At 66.3% G+C, this 17,628-nt stretch carries 15 protein-coding genes; 6 read left to right on the forward strand and 9 right to left on the reverse strand.

The annotated features are described in order from the left end of the window. Positions 1-15: 15 nt before the first annotated feature. Positions 16-1,065, forward strand: a complete 1,050-nt coding sequence (locus ALI144C_RS12560; RefSeq protein WP_083752974.1) for an META domain-containing protein — start codon at positions 16-18, stop codon at positions 1,063-1,065. On the opposite strand, the gene ALI144C_RS12565 is transcribed toward ALI144C_RS12560, so the two are convergent. From ALI144C_RS12565 to ALI144C_RS12575, 3 genes are read right to left on the reverse strand one after another with little or no spacing between them, the layout of a single operon-like run. Beyond that, positions 1,052-1,732 (reverse strand): TIGR03089 family protein, encoded by a 681-nt coding sequence (locus ALI144C_RS12565; protein ID WP_076987253.1) that lies wholly within the window; start codon positions 1,730-1,732, stop codon positions 1,052-1,054. The genes ALI144C_RS12560 and ALI144C_RS12565 overlap by 14 nt on opposite strands. Continuing rightward, positions 1,732-2,922, reverse strand: coding sequence for an LCP family protein (locus ALI144C_RS12570; protein WP_237774110.1), 1,191 nt, complete (start codon positions 2,920-2,922; stop codon positions 1,732-1,734). The genes ALI144C_RS12565 and ALI144C_RS12570 overlap by 1 nt, the downstream gene beginning before the upstream one ends. Positions 2,923-2,976: 54 nt before the next feature. Continuing rightward, positions 2,977-4,473, reverse strand: coding sequence for an LCP family protein (locus ALI144C_RS12575; RefSeq protein WP_237774111.1), 1,497 nt, complete (start codon positions 4,471-4,473; stop codon positions 2,977-2,979). A gap of 214 nt (positions 4,474-4,687) precedes the next feature. Here ALI144C_RS12575 and rfbB point away from each other — a divergent pair, with 214 nt between their 5' ends. Together rfbB and rfbD are read left to right on the forward strand one after the other, a co-directional pair. Continuing rightward, positions 4,688-5,683 carry a dTDP-glucose 4,6-dehydratase gene (rfbB, locus tag ALI144C_RS12580; protein WP_076987255.1) on the forward strand — a complete coding sequence of 332 codons (996 nt, stop codon included), beginning with the start codon at positions 4,688-4,690 and terminating at the stop codon, positions 5,681-5,683. After that, a complete protein-coding gene (gene rfbD / locus ALI144C_RS12585; protein WP_076987256.1) occupies positions 5,680-6,585 on the forward strand; it encodes a dTDP-4-dehydrorhamnose reductase in 906 nt (301 codons plus the stop codon). Before rfbB ends, rfbD begins: the two co-directional genes overlap by 4 nt. Here rfbD and ALI144C_RS12590 read toward each other — a convergent pair. From ALI144C_RS12590 to ALI144C_RS12600, 3 genes are read right to left on the reverse strand one after another with little or no spacing between them, the layout of a single operon-like run. Then, a complete protein-coding gene (locus ALI144C_RS12590; RefSeq protein ID WP_076987257.1) occupies positions 6,566-10,486 on the reverse strand; it encodes a phosphorylase family protein in 3,921 nt (1,306 codons plus the stop codon). The genes rfbD and ALI144C_RS12590 overlap by 20 nt on opposite strands. After that, the gene (locus tag ALI144C_RS12595) at positions 10,483-10,950 is read right to left on the reverse strand and encodes an SLATT domain-containing protein (protein WP_076987258.1); all 468 of its coding nucleotides are present in this window, start codon (positions 10,948-10,950) and stop codon (positions 10,483-10,485) included. Before ALI144C_RS12595 ends, ALI144C_RS12590 begins: the two co-directional genes overlap by 4 nt. 21 nt (positions 10,951-10,971) lie before the next feature. After that, positions 10,972-11,382: a hypothetical protein gene (locus ALI144C_RS12600; RefSeq protein ID WP_076987259.1), complete on the reverse strand. Its 411-nt coding sequence runs from the start codon at positions 11,380-11,382 to the stop codon at positions 10,972-10,974. Positions 11,383-11,481: 99 nt separating this feature from the next. On the opposite strand from ALI144C_RS12600, the gene ALI144C_RS12605 reads away from it, so the two are divergent. Then, on the forward strand, positions 11,482-12,312 hold the full coding sequence (locus tag ALI144C_RS12605; protein ID WP_076987260.1) for a helix-turn-helix domain-containing protein: 831 nt from the start codon (positions 11,482-11,484) through the stop codon (positions 12,310-12,312). 2 nt (positions 12,313-12,314) lie between these two features. Next, positions 12,315-12,467 carry a DUF397 domain-containing protein gene (locus tag ALI144C_RS12610; protein ID WP_076987261.1) on the forward strand — a complete coding sequence of 51 codons (153 nt, stop codon included), beginning with the start codon at positions 12,315-12,317 and terminating at the stop codon, positions 12,465-12,467. On the opposite strand, the gene ALI144C_RS12615 is transcribed toward ALI144C_RS12610, so the two are convergent. Together ALI144C_RS12615 and ALI144C_RS12620 are read right to left on the reverse strand one after the other, a co-directional pair. Further along, complete coding sequence (locus tag ALI144C_RS12615) at positions 12,468-13,550, reverse strand: glycosyltransferase family 4 protein (protein ID WP_076987262.1); 1,083 nt, start codon at positions 13,548-13,550, stop codon at positions 12,468-12,470. It lies immediately after the preceding gene. Positions 13,551-13,556: 6 nt separating this feature from the next. Continuing rightward, entirely contained in the window at positions 13,557-16,046 is a 2,490-nt protein-coding gene (locus tag ALI144C_RS12620; RefSeq protein ID WP_237774112.1) for a glycosyltransferase, read from the reverse strand. A gap of 91 nt (positions 16,047-16,137) precedes the next feature. Here ALI144C_RS12620 and ALI144C_RS12625 point away from each other — a divergent pair, with 91 nt between their 5' ends. Further along, the gene (locus ALI144C_RS12625; RefSeq protein WP_143230609.1) at positions 16,138-16,716 is read left to right on the forward strand and encodes a DUF7850 domain-containing protein; all 579 of its coding nucleotides are present in this window, start codon (positions 16,138-16,140) and stop codon (positions 16,714-16,716) included. Here ALI144C_RS12625 and ALI144C_RS12630 read toward each other — a convergent pair. Next, on the reverse strand, positions 16,667-17,623 hold the full coding sequence (locus ALI144C_RS12630) for a glycosyltransferase family 2 protein (RefSeq protein WP_076987264.1): 957 nt from the start codon (positions 17,621-17,623) through the stop codon (positions 16,667-16,669). The genes ALI144C_RS12625 and ALI144C_RS12630 overlap by 50 nt on opposite strands. Between the last annotated feature and the right edge of the window lie 5 nt (positions 17,624-17,628).

Raw genomic sequence — 17,628 nt, forward strand, 5'->3', positions numbered from 1 at the left:
TTACGTCCTGTGCACATGAGGCGTGTTGTGATTGTCGGAGCATTGGGAGTGCTTGCCGCCGGCTGTGGCTCCACGGCCGCTCCCGGCGGCAACGCACCGGGTAGCGACATCAGCGGCCAGGTCTTCCTGTCGAAGTCGGTGACGGAGAACGGCAAACCCCGGCAGCTGGTGGACGGGACGCGGATCAAGCTCGAGTTCACCCCACAGGGTGAAATCCGGGCTCGCGCCGGGTGCAACCACATGTCCGGTCCGGTGAACACGAGCAACTCGCGGCTGTCCACCGACGGCCTCGCGGTCACCGACATGGGGTGCGACAAGGCGCGCCACGAGCAGGACACGTGGCTGAGCGGCCTGCTCGGCAGCAAACCCGAGTGGCGCTACGACGGGACCACCCTGACCCTGAAGTCCGGGCAGACCGAGATCCAGCTAGCCACGAAGCAGCCCGCGGACCTGGAAGGCCCGACGTGGGTCGCCGAGACCGTTGTCGACGGGAACACGGCCACGACGCTGCAGGCGCCCGCGTGGGTCACGTTCAAGGAAGGCACTGTGTCGGCCGGGAACCAGTGCAACGTGCTCGGCGGCCGCTACCAGGCGACGCCCGAGAAGATCACGTTCAGCGAGGTGACCACGACCGCGGTCGGCTGCCCGCAGGCCGACGAGATCCTGCCGTTGCTGGACGGCGAGATGACCTACCGCATCGACGACGAGTCGCTCATCCTCACGAAACCGTCGGGCAAGGGTCTCCAGCTCAAGGCCGGGTCGACCGACGACGGCCTTGGTGGCAAGCAGTTCGTCGCCGCGGACGGCAAGACCCAGCTGAAGTTCGCCGATGGCGGCGTGACCGCCACCGTCGGCTGCAACGACATGACCGGTTCGGCGGTCGTCGCGGGCGGCAAGCTCGTCGTGCAGCAGCTCGGCAAGACGCGCAAGGCGTGCGAGCCCGCGATCTCCGAGCAGGAGGACAAGTTCGCCCAGCTGCTCAAGAGCTTCCCCGACGTTGAGATCACCGGAACCGGGCTGCGGCTCAGGTCCAGCCTCGGCGAGATGACCTTCAGGACGCGGTGATCGGTGTGGCCCGTTCCGATTCGAGGTGGGCGTCCGCCGTGCTGGGGTTGGAGACCTGGACGAGCGAACCGCCCCCGGCGAGCACCGAGAGCAACCCGGAGACCACCCCGTCGGGTACCGTCCACTCCAATGTGGACAGCACCCGGCCGGTGACGGCCTTCTCCCGTGCCGACGCGACGACTTCGGCGACCGTCAACGTGCCGAGTGCGGGCGTCGAGCCGGGAACGTCCTGCGACGGGAAGAAGTCGTCGCCGAACATCCGGGACTCCGAGATGTAGTCCACCGCCCCGTCGGGCGGCGAGCCGCGCAGGCCCATGCCCATCGGGTCCAGCGACACCACGGCCCACGCCGCGCCGGACGGTGGCACACCGTCCACTGTGGTCAGTGCTACTTCCGGTGCGGACGCCGTGATGTGCGCGCCGCACCACCATGCGCCGAGCAGCACGCCCGCGGTCTGCCAGTGCGCGGGCAGGTCGACCATGACCGGTGTGCCCGGTTCGACGTCGAACTCCTCGCTCAGCCAGTTCGCCGTCTTGGCCGCCCAGTTCGCCAGTGTCGCAACGGAAAGCTCGACACGTGTGCCCGCCGCGTCGTCGTAGTGCGTGATCAACGGGCGGGATCGGTCACCGGCGAGCAGCGGCCGGAACAACGCTTCTGTGACTGACATCAGTCGACGCACCTCACACCGTCTATTATGGTCGGTTGCTGCTGGCTGTTGAGGACCAACGGCCGTTGCGCCCCGGCGAAGCGGGACGGTGCCTGCCTGCCGAGCAACTGGGCCACGAACTGCCTGACCTGCGGCACGTCCACCTTGATGATGCTCTGGCCGCGTTCGTTGCGCGCGCCGACCGCGACGACGGGGATCGTCACGAACTCGACCGCGCCCGAGGACATCGCCCCGAGGTGGCGGGCCAGTTGCAGAATGTCCAGACCGGGGGACACCACGACCGACTTGGACGCCGCGTCGGTCAACGCCGTCATTTTCGCCGGGTCGGTCAAGGTGCCCGCGCTGAGCAACTGCTGCATCGCGGACCCGAGGAACGCCTGCTGGCGCACGATCCGGTCCAGGTCGCCACGGGGCAGGCCGTCGCGCTGCCGCACGAACGACAGCGCCGAGCCGCCGGAGACCTTCTGCACGCCCCTGCGGAAGTTCGCGCCGGAGTTCGGGTCGCTCGTCGCGTGGTTCAGGCAGACCTTCACACCGCCGATGGCCTCGGTGAGCAGGTAGAACCCGTACAGGTTCACCTCGGCGAAGTGGTCGACGCGCACACCCGTCAGATCGTGGATGACCTGGGTCAGCGCGGACCGCCCTGCTGTGTCCGACAGCCGCTCGATCTCCGCGCGGTCCGTCTTGCCCTCGGCGCGCAGCTTCTGCGCGGTCCGGTACTTGATCACGCCGTACGCGGCGTTGATCTTGTCGTCCTGGTAGCCCGGGATCGTCACGTACGTGTCGCGCGGGAAGGAGATCGCGTAGCCCTTGCTGCCGTCCTTGGGGATGCGCAGCAGGATGATCGTGTCGGTGTTCAGGCCGTCGCTCGCCTCGGTCCGCAACAGCCGCAACACCTTGTCGGGCAACGGGTTGCCCTTGGCGTCGTTGCGCGAGTCACTGCCGATGACCAAGTAGTCCTCGGCGCCGTCGTCCGCGGGCGGCGCGGTCCGCTCGACCTCCTCGGTGAAGACGTCCGATGTGGGGACGTTCTCCCGCACATTCTGGACGGTGTCCCTCGCCATCCCCGCTGCCACCAGTGAGGCGGCTGACGCCAACGCCACCAGAACCCGGCCGGTCATCCACGCGACGCGTGCCACGCGCCCTTTCGACTTCCGATCCGGCTCGTGCGAAATCGCTTCGTCACTCACCGAAGTCTCTCCTCCCACCCCTCCAACCCCATGAAGGGTAACGAGAGGTGCCGCCTAATTTACGCAGGTCACCCCATCGGCGTTGATGGTCGATGCGGTAGACGACGGCTGCCCGGACGGCGAGCCCGGCTGGGTGGACGGCTTCGCCGGGCTGCCCTGCGCCGCGGGTGGCTGGCCGGTCTGGCCCGCGAGGGTCCGGCCGAGCGCGACCGGGTAGTCGTCCCCGAGCACCGCGCGGACCTGGCCCTTCTTCAGCGCCGTGTCCGGGGTCAGCTTGAACTGGCCACCGAGTTCGGTGCTGACGCGCTGGGCGCTGCTCTCCTCGCCCGGGCGGAAGAACAGCGTTGACGTGCGCTGGCGGGTCGCGTCACTGGCCGTGCCCGCCAGGAACCCCTTGCCGACGAGGATGTTCTGCACGGCGACGGCGAGGCCCTTCTCACTCGATGCGTTGCGCACATCGACGGTGACCTTGGTGTCCGTGCCTGGCGGGGTCGTCGTCGGGGTCGACGTGGCCGATGGCTTGTCTGACGAAGGCGGCTGGGGCTTGCGCTCGTCCTTCGTCAGCCCGGTGATGAACTGGTTGACCTGCTGGGGGTCGACTTTGATCACGTCGGCGCCGCCGATCTTGGCCGGGCCGAGCGTGGGGATGGTGTGGAAGTCGATCGCGCCGCTGGACAGGCCCTGCATCTGCTGGGCGAACGTGGTGACGTCCCAGCCCGAGCTGAGTACGACGGACTTCTTGATCGCGTCGACCAGCGCGTTCAGCTTGCCTAAGTCGGTCAGCACGCCGGTGGACAACACCTTGTGCGCGAGCGCGCCGATGAACACCTGCTGGCGCACGATCCGGTCGAGGTCGCCGTTGGGCAGCTCGTGGCGTTGGCGCACGAACGACAACGCGGCCGCGCCCTCGATGGTCTGCTTGCCCGCGGGGAACTGGGCGCCGGAGTACTTCGTCTCGTCGACCGGGTTGTTCAGGCAGACCTCGACGCCGCCGATCGCCTTGGTGATCTCGTAGAAGCTGAGCAGGTTGACCTCGGCGTAGCGGTCGATGGTGACCGACTTGCCGATCAGGGTCTCGATCGTGGCGATCAGGTTCTTGCGGCCCTGCTTCTTGGCCTCGTCCACCGCCTGCTTGCGCGGCACGTTCGCCTGCGACTTCATCGTGTTGTTGAACTGGTACACGAACGCCGAGTTGAGCTTGTGCTTGCCGAACCCGCCGGACAGCTCGACCCACGCGTCGCGCGGGAACGAGATGGCCACCGCGCGGCGGCCGTCCACCGGGATGTGCACGAGGATCATCGTGTCGGTGTTGCGCTCGCCGTCGCTGACGCCGCCGTGCAGCATCTGCAGGACTTCCTTGGGCAACGGGTTGCCGAAGTTGTCCTCCCGGCTGTCCATGCCCACGAGCAGGATGTCGACGGCACCGTCCAGCGGCTTCACGCCCGCCTTCTGCACCTCGGGCTCGAACACGTCGGTGGTGACCACGCCGTCGTTAACGTCGTTGAACTTGGCGTATACGATCCCGGACGCACCGAGCACGGCGACAGACACCAGTGCCACTGTGCACCGGGACAGATACAGCGCCAGACGCGCGCCGCTCCCCAAGTGTCCCTCCCGTGTTCGAATCCCCGTCGGACCTACATTACTGGTAAACCGATATCTTCCGCTGCGCCTCCGGCGTACCTCTAATACGCCTTACGGGGGTGGATGGTTGAGTGGACGTGTCAGACTTGCGGCCGACATCACGTTCTTTGGAGGCGAGCGAATGCGGGTACTGGTCACCGGGGGTGCGGGTTTCATCGGCTCGCACTATGTCCGGCAGGTTCTCGGCGGCGCGTATCCCGAGCTCGCCGGCGCCGAGGTCGTGGTGCTGGACAAGTTGACCTACGCGGGCAACCGGGCGAATCTCGACCCGGTGGCCGATTCACCGAGGCTGGAGTTCGTGCGCGGTGACATCTGCGACGCCGGGCTGGTCAGCGGGCTGATGAAGGGCACGGACCTGGTCGTCCACTTCGCGGCGGAGTCGCATGTGGACCGGTCCATCGAGTCGGCGGCGGACTTCGTGCTGACCAACGTGCTCGGCACGCAGTACCTGCTGCAGGCGGCGCTGGACGCGTCGGTTGGCAAGTTTGTGCACGTTTCGACCGACGAGGTGTACGGCTCGATCGCCGAGGGCTCGTGGCCGGAGGATCACCCTCTGTTGCCGAATTCGCCTTACTCGGCGTCGAAAGCCTCGTCGGATCTGATCGCGCGCTCGTTCCACCGGACGTACGGGCTGCCGGTGTGCATCACCCGGTGTTCGAACAATTACGGGCCGTACCAGTTCCCCGAGAAAGTCATCCCGCTGTTCGTCTCGAATCTGCTGGACGGGCACAAAGTGCCGCTTTACGGCGACGGCATGAACGTCCGCGACTGGCTGCACGTGGACGACCACTGCCGGGGGATCCAGCTGGTCGCGGCGAACGGCAGGCCGGGAGAGGTCTACAACATCGGCGGGGGCACGGAACTGACCAACCGCGAGCTGACCGAGCTGCTGCTCGCGGCGGTGGGCGCGGACTTCTCGATGGTCCAGCCGGTGGAGGACAGGAAAGGCCACGACCGCCGCTACTCGGTGGACATCACCAAGATCAGCACGGAACTCGGCTACCAGCCGCAGGTGCCGTTCGACGAAGGCCTGCGGGGGACGGTGGAGTGGTACCGCGACAACCGCGCGTGGTGGGAGCCGCTGAAGAAGCGCGCGGCGTTGGCCACAGCCCGATGACGGCACTGGCACTGCTGGTCCCCGGCGGAAACGGACAGCTCGGCCACGACCTCGTAGCCCAAGCACCGCAAGGCTCGGTGGTGCACAACCCGGGCTCCCGCGACCTGGACGTGACCCAGGCAGGCGACGTGGTCCGAGCCATCGATGCGTTGCTGGCGGCCGCGGGCGACTTGCCGCCGGTAGTGATCAACGCGGCCGCGTACACCGCGGTCGACGCGGCGGAGACGGATCGGAACGGCGCGTACTCGGTGAATGCCGATGGACCGCGCCTGCTCGCGGCGGTGTGCGCGTCACGCCAGGTGCCTTTGATCCAGGTGTCGACGGATTACGTGTTCCCCGGCGACAAGGCCGAACCGTATGAAGTGGACGATCCGGTAGGCCCGCAGTCCGTCTACGGCATCACGAAACTGGCCGGTGAGTCCTCGGTGCTGCGCTCCGGTGCCGAGGCTTGGGTTGTCCGCACGGCTTGGGTTTACGGTGCATCCGGCAGCGTGAACTTCGTGAAGTCGATCCTGCGCCTTGAGGGTGAGCGGGATTCGCTGTCCGTTGTGGATGATCAGCGCGGGTCGCCGACGTGGAGTGCTGACCTGGCAACGGGTTTGCTTGAGCTCGCCGATCGGATCGTTTCGGGTGATGGGCCGAAGTCGCGTGTGTTGCACTGCACTGGGGGTGGCGAGACTACGTGGTACGGGTTTGCTCGGGCGATTTTCGAGGAGCTGGGGGCGGATCCTGAGCGTGTGAAGCCTTGTACTACGGCGGATTTTCCTCGTCCCGCTCCGCGTCCGGCCAATTCGGTGTTGTCCCCGGCGGCTTGGGTTGATGCCGGGTTGACGCCTTTGCGGCCGTGGCGGGAGGCGTTGAGCGAGGCTTTCTCGGGGTTCGTCAGCCCTGCTCGGGGGTGACCTGGTTGGCCATCGCCTCTTCGGACGAGGGGTACTCGATGTCCTTGAGCGAGCCGACCAGCCATCCATTGTGGTAGTCGTCGGCTTCGACGTGTGAGCCGACGACTGAGCGGATGAAGAAGTCGTCGATCGCTTCCTCGAGGTCAGCCGGTTGGAGGATGTGCGCGGTGTCCGCCCAAAGATCGACCGTGTCGGTGGTCCTCGTCTGGAGTTCGACGTTGCTGAAATCGAAGTCGAGACGGGATCCGGACAGTTCGACTTCCACTCCGGCGGGCAGTTCGTCGATGACGTAGTGAGCGTGGTTGTCCAGTCCGGTGCAGCCGGTCAGGTCCACGTCTTCGATGAACTGCAGCCCGCTGAGCCCGGTGACGTCCGTCAACGAAGTGCTACCGGCGAGATTGATACTGCGCAGTTGGACCAGTTCGTTCAGCCCGTCGAGGCTGACGATGTCGTCGCTGCCGGTGATCCGGAGGAACTCGATGGCGGGGCAGCCCGCCAGTGCGGTGAAATTCTCGTTCGTCCATTCGGAAAGCGTCAGCGTGCGCAGCTCGGGCAGTTCCAGCTGAACATCTGTCAGCTCCAACTGACCGCGCAGTTCGAGCAGTCGCAGGTTCTTCAGCCGGCTCAACGCATTGAGGTTGACCAGTCTCATCTCATAGGCGTTGAGTTGCAACTCGGTCAAGTTCGGGAATGCCAGGAAGATGCGACAGTCCAGTTCGTCGAACTGGTCGGAACCGATCCTGAGTGCGAGCGCCGTCAGCGTCGGTTGCGCCTCGAACTGCGGGAGCCCTTCCTCCAGAACGACGCCTACGCTGATGCCTGTGATTCCCTCGACCTCCGCCAACGAGGCGAGGCCCTGCTCCGTCAAAGTCAGGTCGAGCTCGGCGTAGTGCAGTCGAGCGTTGCCGAAGTGCACTGTCTCGTTCGGCGCCCATGTGAAGTCGTCCAGGGCAAGCCGGACGAGGTAGTCGGGCGGCAGGAGCCGCGTGAACGGAACTCGGGTGGTGTCGTACAACGTCACCGCCACCTGAGTCCCGAGTGGACGGAGGACTCGTTGCGCGTACTCGCCCGGTTGGAAGTGTGACCACGTCTCTGCCAGCACCTGGACCAGGCGTTTGCGCAGTCCGTCAGGGAGTTCCTCAAGGACTCTGAGCGCTTCCGGTGATCCGATCCGGCCCAGTGTCCTGACCGAACGCTCCATTCCGACCACCTTGGTGGCGGCGTTCGATTCGCTCAGGAATCGTTCGAGGAGCACGACCGACAGGTCACCGCCGGTAGTGAGGAGCAACACGTCGTCGCTGTTGGCTGGGGGAACGAGTGTGGCGTAGTACTGCTGGAGCCTGCTGACGGTCTCCGGCTCCACCCTCAGACACGTGTCGACGCAGTTGGCCGCCAGTGCGTACAGCGCGTTGTCCGACCGCTTCGACTTGTCGATCAACTTGTTGATCAGCTCTTCGGCTTCCTTCGGCCGGGCCAGCCCGGCAGCCAGCACGATCACTTCGTTGAACGCCGGATCGCCTGCCTTGTCGAGCAACGCACCGATGTCGCCTTGGTCGTTCATCCAGCGAGCGGCGAGGTACTCCTCGAACGTCCGGTGGGCGAAATCCAACACGTCGGTGGCTGGTTCGCGCAGGACCGACCGCTCGATGAGATCTCGTAGCGCGTCTTCGGCTGAGATGGACAGCCGTAGCGCGCGGAGCGTTCGTTCGATGTGCCGGAGGGCCTTGTCCTTCGGGATTTCGGACTCGCCGTTGCGGATCAACCATTGGGCCAGGCTCTCCAGCAACGCCATTCGCTCGGTCGAGTCGAGGGGCGACGCGGTGATCCGGCGTTCGGAGTCCCGTCGCCCGGTGAGCATGTCCAGGGCTGCCTTGTACAGTTCGACTCGACGCCTTGGCAGGCTGCCCACACCCTTGCGGGCGTAAGCCAGCGCGCACAACACGGCGCACAGCAACGGCGTCCTGGCCAGATCGAGCAATGCGGGAGTGGTCAGGATGTGCTTGCCCAGCAGGGCGCCTTTGGCCCGATGATCATCCAGCTCCTCTGCGGGCAGGTTCCGCCCTGTTGACTCGTGCCAGTGCCGGACGAATGCCGTGATCTGGGGTGGGCCCATCGGCAAGAGGCTTGCCGCGTCGAACGCGGCGAGTTTGAAGCTGTTGTCCCGTAACGCCGCGGGGCGGCTGGTGATGACGTAGGTGTTGTCCGGACAGGCGGCCATCAGGTCGTCGAGCCATGCCTGAACGGCGGGGCGCCGTGTGGCGGGCAGTTCGTCCAACCCGTCGATCAGCACGATTGCCTCACCGCTGACCAGGATGTTCGAGCACCAGTGCGCCGGCTTGCGGCTGGCCAGCGTGGTGGCGACCTCGGTCGCGAAGTCGTCGGCGTCAGGCAGCGGTTCGTGCACGTACCGGCGCAGTCGCACCAGCAACGGGACTTTGTTGGCCCAGTGGGTCAGCTGCGGGGGCAGTTGGTCGCGGGCGAGCGTCACCGCGATCCATTGCAGGAGCGTGGTTTTGCCTGATCCTGCTTCGCCGACGAGTAGCAGCCGTTGGGAAGTGGCCAGCACGTTGGCCACGTCGTGATCCGAACCTGCCGCCAGTGACACATACGCTGTGGTCAAGGAGTACCGTTCGACCGCCCTGACCAGGTCGATGCCGAGGATCTGCAACGTGTCCAGCTGGTGGCCCACCGCGCGCAGGTAGTCCGTCCGATAGGTCGACTCGGCCACGCCCTCGCCGGTCCTCGTGACTCGGTTCGGCATGCTCACGAGCGCTTGTTCGAGGCGTTTGCGCAGCTCGGCCGCCCGGTCGTGCAACCCCGTCGCCATGTCCGGCTTCAGTTCGGGCAGGGCCAGGTAGGCTTCGACCAGCAACGCGGAGACGTCGGAAACGAACTGGTCAAGCGATCCTTCCGGCGACAGTCGGCTGCTGACCGTGCCGATGTCGACCTTGTGCGGCGGATCGCGGGTGAACTCCAGCAGACCGGTGACGGCGGCCTGGCAGGCGGTGGCGTTCGGCGCCAACGGCTGCAGTCGCTCGACAAGGAGGTCCTGCAGTTCGTCCAGAAGCCGCTGGGTTCTGCGGCGGCTGAGTCTGTCCGTGATGTTGCTGGTCGGGTCGTCGGGCCAGCCCCGCAGGCGCAGCCAGGCGGCCAGCATGTGTTCGCCGACAGTGTCGATCGACGCTGGCTCCGCCGTGTGCATGAGGTCCAGCAGGCGCAACGTGAAGTGAGCGGCGTTGCGGGCGGCCGTGTCCTGCCAGCCGTCCGCATCCGATTGCGACTTGCCGACTCGCATGTCACTGATGCCGCGGACCACTCCGGTTGCGACATCGGAACGCGCGTATCCGGCCTTCAGAAACCCGAGGCCTTCTGTCTCGACGGCGACGACCTGGCTGTAGTGGTCCTTGATCAGCTTGGCTGTTGCCGCTTCGTCGTCGGCGCTGATCTTCCCACCGGCCGCGATCGGCTCGATGACGACCGAGTAGTCGATCTCGTCCCGCAACTCGTGCCGGAGTTGTCGAGCGGCTGCGACCAGCTTGAACGACGAAACGGCGACCTGCCCACGGGGCAGGAACACGCCGCCGGTTTCCTTGCCGTAGTCGTATCCGTGGACTTCGTTGCCGAACACGACATCGCCGCGGGCAACGTCCTTGACCCCGCCCGCGACACCCACGAACATCGCAATCGAGGGCCGGAAGTACTCCAGTGCGCGCTCTGTCGAATGAGCGGCTTCCTCGTTGCCCCTGCCGATCTCGATGAGGGCGATCGACCAGTCGTGGTAGTCGCCCACGTAGAAGCGGGTACCGCTGTGGTGCTCCTGCCATCGCGCGCCGGTCAGGTGGTTGGCGACTGCGGTGAACTCGACTTCGAGGGCGGTGAGCACTACCGCGGTCTGTTTCACTGGCCCGGGATGGCCGGGTTGCGCAGTCGGCCCCAGTCCTCGCTGTCCTTTGCCACTACTTCGTTGAGCTTGGCGAAGAACTTGTCGACTTCGGCTCGGTCCGGTTCGTTCGCGCCGAGGCTGCTTTCGTAGTACGCCAGTTCGCGGGAGAGGGATTCGAGCTCGCGGACCGTCCTGGTACGCAGGATCCACAGTTCCCGGTGCGAGTAGAACGCGTCCGCCGCCGCGAGCACGGTGATCAGGGCGCCCAGGCCGAGTGCGATGTTCGCGAACCACGCCTCGAACGCGGTGAAGTTTCGCAGTCCCAACAGGATGCTGATTGTCGCCGACAGCGTCACCGTGGCCATCTGCAGGCTGAACGCCTTGCGCTTGTCGCGCTTACGCCGCCCTTTGTAGTTCTGTAACAGCGTGCGCACTTCGGATTTGACGAACTCGAATCTGCCCTTGTCGCCACCGGCGTCCATCGGATGAACTTAGCACCGCAGTCAGGACCGCGTCTCCAGGTCGGCCATCAAACGCGCGATCCGTGCTTCCCTGGCCTGGTGCAGGTCTGGCCGTCGTTGCTGCTGCGGGACCCACTCTCCTGGGTCTTCGCCGCGCGCCTCCGCCGCGCACCGGCGGGCGCTGTACGCAATCTCTTCGGTCCACTCCTCGACGAGACCTCGTTTGTGGTCGTCCGCTGCCAATTCCTCCGCGCGTTGCGCCAGTCGGAATTCGTAGAAGTCGGCCCACTCGTCGTAGCCTTCCGCGACTTCCTTGGATGGCAGCTTCGCCCGCCCACGGGTGAAGAACCACTGCTGGAACTCGTCGTCGATTGCTTCTGTCGTAGGATTCACGCGTAGCCATGGCCGGATGTTCGGCCACCGCTTCGACATCTGACGTGCGGTCAACTCCATCGTGTCTCCTGTCGGTGTGGCGACTTCTTGATTCTGTTTAGGACAGTAGACTTGCTTTCCCTCAGGCGCTTGACTTTTCATAGGTGGGAAAGGAGCGCGATGCCGAACAAGCGGCAGCCACCCAGACCTCGGGACCGGATCATCGGCGCCCGCCTGCGAGCGATCCGCCTTGAACGCACGACTTACCGCCTTCAACAAGCGGCGGACGTGCTGGGGTGGGGCTTGGCGACGATGTCGAGAATCGAGAACGGCAAGCGGCATATCAGCACGGAAGAGGTGGCGATGATCCTTACCGCCTACCGGATTCCGGCGGCCGAGCGTGAGGAGATCATCAAGGAGGCGAGGGCCGAGAACGCATCAGGATGGTGGGACCGCCCGCTGCCCGGAATTCCAGCGGAGATGGGCACTATCGCCAGCTATGAAGCCGATGCCATCAGCCTCACCGACTGGTCAGTGTCATTGGTGCCGGGACTGCTCCAGATCGAGGACTACACCACGGCATTGTGTCGCTCCGACGGCCTTTCAACAGATGTCGCCAAGCTGTACTGCTTGGCCAGACGCAGGCGACAGAAGATCCTCGGCACTGTGGACTACACGGCCTATATCAGCGAGACCGCACTGCGGACGCGGTTTGGTTCTCATGAGGCACATCGCGCGCAGATCGGGCACCTCCTGCAGGCGCGCGAGCGCGGAATTCCGATCAGGGTCGTTCCGGAACACCTACCAGTCGCACTGATCAGCCACTCATGGCTCTACATGACGTTCCCGCACACCACACCTGTAGTGAACGTCGAGATAGCGGGAGGCGGCGTCTATTTGCACGATGAGCAGGCAGAACCCTACGTGGCATCGCTTGCGAGGCTGGACCACATCGCCCTTTCCACCGCAGAAAGTCAGACTAGACTGCGGATGATCCTTAAGGAGGTGTGAGCATGGAGTGGCGCAAGTCGAGCTTCAGTGGCACCGGCGGCAACTGTGTGGAGGTCAGGAGCGATCTGGCCGCGATTCGGGACAGCAAGGTTCCTGATGGTTCAGAGTTGGTCGTGGACGTGACCAGCCTGCTGTCCATCATCAAGACCCAGTGATCACCACATCGCGCGGCGATACGCAGCGATCGTCGTCTCCGCGCAACGCCGCCAAGTGAACTCCGCCGCGTGCGTACGACGAGCGGTCAAGGTCGCGGGCGTCGGAGGCTCCTGCAGCGCGGCGCTCAACGCGACCCGCAAAGCTTCCAGGTCCCCGAACGGCACAAGCGTCGCGTGCCCGCCCGCGACCTCGCGCAACGCAGGCACATCTGTGCAGATCACCGGCACATCAGAGGCCATCGCCTCCAGCACTGGCAGCCCGAAACCCTCGTCACGCGACGGCAGCACGAGCGCGGAAGCCCCGGCCACCACCGTCCGCAAGTCCACGTCGGCCAGGTAGCCGAGTGGCCGAACCCGCTCTGACACGGCCGTATGGCCCGGCCCAGCCAACACGAGCGGCGGCAGATCCGGCGCGGCGTCGTGGGCCTTCAGCAGCCAGTCGAGACGTTTGCGTGGCCCGGCCGCGCCCACGAACAGCAGGTACTCCTCAGGCAGACCAAGGCGTTTGCGCACATGGTCACCCGGAGGCCGCGCGGTGAACCACGCCGGGTCCACGCCCAACGGCGTCACCGCGACCCGCTCTTCCGGCACACCAAGGCGTTCCATCACCACATTCGCCACAGCCTGGCTCGGCGTGCACACCATCGCCGCCCTGTGCGCGGAACGCTTCACCAGCTCGGGCAGTTCACGGTCACTCGGCGCCAGCTCGTCCGGCGCGTCGAGGAAGGCCAGGTCATGAATGGTCAGCACACCGGCGGCCCGCAGCGACGGCGGCAGCACGAAGTTCGTGCCGTGCATGACATCCGTGAACCCGGCGAACACCTCGATCGGCGGCAACGGCGCACGTAGCCAGCACTTACGCAACAAGCGCGCCGACACGGGCATACCGCGCGCACGGGCACCGTGTGGCAACACGCGGCGCAGCTGTCGCCAGCCGCGCAACGTAAAGGCCACCGCGCGCATATCGACTTCGGGCATGGAGGCGAGTTCCTCGGCCAGGGCAGCGGTGTACCTGCCCACTCCGGTCCGGGCCCCCAACAACGGGGTCCCGTCCAACAACACTCGCAACCTGCCCTTTGCCAACGTGCGCTACCTCCCTTGTCCCAACACCCGCCGGAGGCGTCCCCCGGCTCGCCTGGCGAGCTCACGCGGCCCGCCCGCGTTCAGATATTCCTTCATCAACGCCACGTCACGCCGGACCGAGGCGACCGCGCCGAGCGGCTTCGTGCCGACCATCGGTCCCGCGCCGGGCAGCCGGTCCGCCGCTGGCCGTGGGTCACGGCAGAACTCCACCAACGGCGCCAACGCCGTCTCCCACGTGTACCGGTCACGGACGGCTTCGATGCGTCCGCTGCATGCCCGCGCGAACTCCTTGTCGTACAGGACCTTTTCCAACGCGTCGGCCAGCGCCTGCGGGTCCTCAGCCGGGACGACCACGCCGAGGTTCTCCCGCTCGATCAGGTCCGCGAACGCGTCACCGGTCGTGGTCACGATCGGCAGCCCCGACCACAGGTAGTCCAGGACGCGGGTGCGGAACGCGAACGTGGTCTCGACGTGCTCGTAGTGCGTGGTCACGCCGCAGTCGGCGTCCAGCAGCCAGTTCTGGCGCTCCTCGAACGGCACCCACGTCTCGTTGAAGACCACGTTGTCGCCGAGGTCGAGACGTGTGGCCAAGGCGCGGGCCCTGGTGGCCATGTCCATCTCGCCGACGTCCGGGTTCGGGTGCTTCATCCCCAGGAACAACAGCTTCACGTCCGGGTGCGTGCCCCGCATCCGGTCGATCGCGTGCAACAGCGTCAGCGGGTCGAACCAGTTGTAGATCCCACCCGCCCAGATGACGAGCTTGTCGTCCTGCCCGATCTTGCCGAGACGGTCGCGCGGGCCTGGACCTGTGCGCTGCGGCGGCTTCGCCGACAGGCCGAACGGCGCGACCGCGAGCAGCGAGCGCACGGACGGGTCGCTGTCGTACAGCGTGGGCGACAGACGGCCGATCGCGCCGAGGTGCCCGAGCCAGAAGTGCCGCTGCCGTTCCGACGCGCACAGGAAGAAGTCCCCGCGCAGCAACTGGTTGCTCAGCACCTCGGTGACCACCTCGACCACGTGCGCGCGGCGCGAGTCGGTCAGGTCCTTGCCCTGTTCCAGCTGTTCGAGGTGCATCGGGTCGTAGATATCACAGACCACGATCTTGCTGCTGGTTTTCAGCTGCGGAACCTGCTCGAGCACGTGACCCTGAAGGATCACGATGTGCGCCCAGTCGACGTGCTGGCCCATGTCCGTCGGCGCCTCGTAGCGCACGTCGAACGGCGCGGGCGGCGGGCTGGAGTGCGCGTTCATCGTGACCAGCCGGACGTCGTGCTCACCGCCGAGCACGTCCGCCATGTTCCACGCCCGGATCGCGGGCCCGGCCATCCGCTCGGTGATCGCGTCGGACGTGACGATCAGGACGTTGCGGCGCAGCGTGTACAACTCGTCCAGGCCCATGGCCGCGACGAGTTTCTGGTGCGCCTCCAGATACGCCTGCTCCGGACAGGCGGGTTCGAGCGCGCTGTGCATCAACGGCAACAGGTCGGCGTCCGAGCGCACCCTGGCGGCCTGCTCGACCGCGCGGGACTCCTTGAGCGACGGGATCATCTCGACGAACCGGTCGATCGCGAGCATCGCGGCGGCCGAGACACGCGGGATCTCGATCGGATCCGTCAGGTCCGGGCCGGTCGCGGGCCGGTTGGTGATCTCCAGCTGGGTCGGGTCGATGTTGCCGCGCGCGGTCGCCCGGCGGACCGACAGCGCCAGCGCGGCCGGGAGCACCTTGCCGAGCGCTTCGTCCGACACGTTCTTGTACAACGCCGCCAGCGCGTTGCGCTCCAGCAGGTAGGTCTCGCGTGAGTTGTCCAACGTGGACATCGAACGGTGGTGCCGGTGGTAGGCGACCGACTTCGGCTCGTAGCGCACCCGCCAGCCGCGCAGGTTCAGCCGCCAGCCCAGGTCCACGTCCTCGTAGAACATGAAGAACCGCTCGTCGAACCCGCCGAGCCGCTTGAACGTCGACGCACGGACGAACAGCGCCGACCCCGTGCCGAACAGGACGTCACGCGGAGTGTCGAACCGGCCGTCGTCGAGCTCACCCTGATGGGTTTTGTAGCCCATGCCGAACCAGGTCAGGCCGCCTTCGACGAAGTCGATCCGCTTGCCGTCCCAGTCGAGCACCTTGCTGGCCACGGCCGCCACCGTCGGCTCGGTCATCAGCACCTTGACCGCGGCGTCGACCCAGTCCGCGTGCGGCCGGGCGTCGTTGTTCAGGAAAGCGACCACGCTGCCGTCGGCGTGCTGAACGCCCAGGTTGCAGCCGCCCGCGAAGCCGAGGTTGGTCTTGGACTCGACCAGCTCGACGCCGGGGGCGTTGGCCTTGATCCGCTCGACGCTGCCGTCCCCGGAGGCGTTGTCCACGCAGATCACCTGGAGCCGGTCGGCCGGGTACGCCAGGTCGTCGGCCAGCGCGCGCAGGCACGTGATCGTGTCTTCCGCGCCGCGGTAGTTGACCACGACCACCGACACGATCGGTAGCAGCGAGTCGTCGGGCACGACACCTCCTGGATCTCTCACGTACCCCTTAAGACTGCCTCATCGTGCGTGGCGGCCGCGCAGTGGTTAGCCTGCGGCGGTGTTGGCCCGCGTGATCACAGCTGTACTGCTCGTAGTCCCGCCCGGTCCGGCCGCCGCCGACGAGCAGCCGACCTGCGCGGGCGGATTCGCGCCGAACCCGAGCGTGGAAGAGATCGCGGCCAACGGCCAACCCGCTGGTTACACGTTCGAACCCACGTGGTCCGTGCCGCCGGGAACACCGGCCGCCGAGCATCCCCGGTTGTCCGTGGACAAATCCAACCCGGTCTCCGGTGAGCACAACGCGACGATCTCGACTCCGGCAGGCCGAGTGAGCACGGCATACGAGACAATTCCGACAGTCATCCCCAATGGGACATATCACCTCGTCGTGGGGGCGGGAACGCACGACGTGTCGCAGAACCAACCGATCGGGTTGCGCTTCTACGACAAGGACGGCACGCAGGTGGCCGAACGATCCGTCCAGGCCGACCACGACATCGACACGGACAACAAGCTCGGCCGGTTCGACCTGGGCCCGACAATCGCCCCCGCGAGCACGACGATGGTCAGGTTCTTCGCCGCGACCAACGCGAACTGGCTCAAGTGGGACTGCGTCCACCTGACCATCTCCCCACCCAACTCCCGCTGACTTGTGCAACCAATGTGGCCTTCGTTGCACTTTTGGCAACCAATGTGGCCTTCGTTGCACCCCTGCGGAGCACTTCGCGGAGGACGCGTAGGCGTAGGCCCACTTCGAAGTTCGCGGCGTCCGGGACCTCGCGTTTCAGCGGGATCAACGCCGTGATCACGGCGAACCTGGCCAACTCGCGGACGGCGATCCGAAGCGGTGCGTTGCGCAGCAGCGTCAGCAGGCGGTTGCGTTCGTTCCACCGGTGGAAGTCGACCGAGCCGGGATGGGCCGTGGCGCCGTGCAGGTGCACGACCTCGGCGGCCGGGACCGACACGATCCGCCAGCCCGCGCGGCGCAGCCGCCACGACGTGTCGGTGTCCTCGTAATAACAAAAGAACTCCACCGGCACGCCACCGATCGCGCGCAGTGCGTCGACACGGGTCAGCGCCGCACCGCCGCAGAAACCGAAGATCGGCCCCTCGGTCAGGTCGATGCCGTGGCCGTCACGGGTCAGCCCGACACCGACCGACTGGACCTCGCCCGTGCTCGTGAGCAGCTTCGCGCTGGCCGCCGCGACTCGCGGGTCGGCGTCCAGCGCGTCCTCCAGAGCGCTCAGCCAGCCGGGGAGGGGCATAGCGTCGTCGTTGAGCCACGCCATGTACGGCGTGCCGCACACGTCCAACGCGGCCTGGATCCCGCCCGCGTAGCCGGTGTTGCGCGGCAACCGGAGGACCTCGGGGCTGGTGGGGTGGTCACGTGCCAGCTCGCCGGAGCCGTCGTCGGAGGCGTTGTCCACCACCAGGATCCGATGTGGACGGTCTTGCTTGGCCAGCGCGTCCAGACACGCCTCGATGTGCGCACGGCCGCGCCAGGTCACGACCACCACGGTTGTCCGCACGGGCAGCAACCCTACCCGCGACCACATAGGCT

This window comes from Actinosynnema sp. ALI-1.44 (genome assembly GCF_001984155.1).
GTDB lineage: Bacteria > Actinomycetota > Actinomycetes > Mycobacteriales > Pseudonocardiaceae > Kibdelosporangium.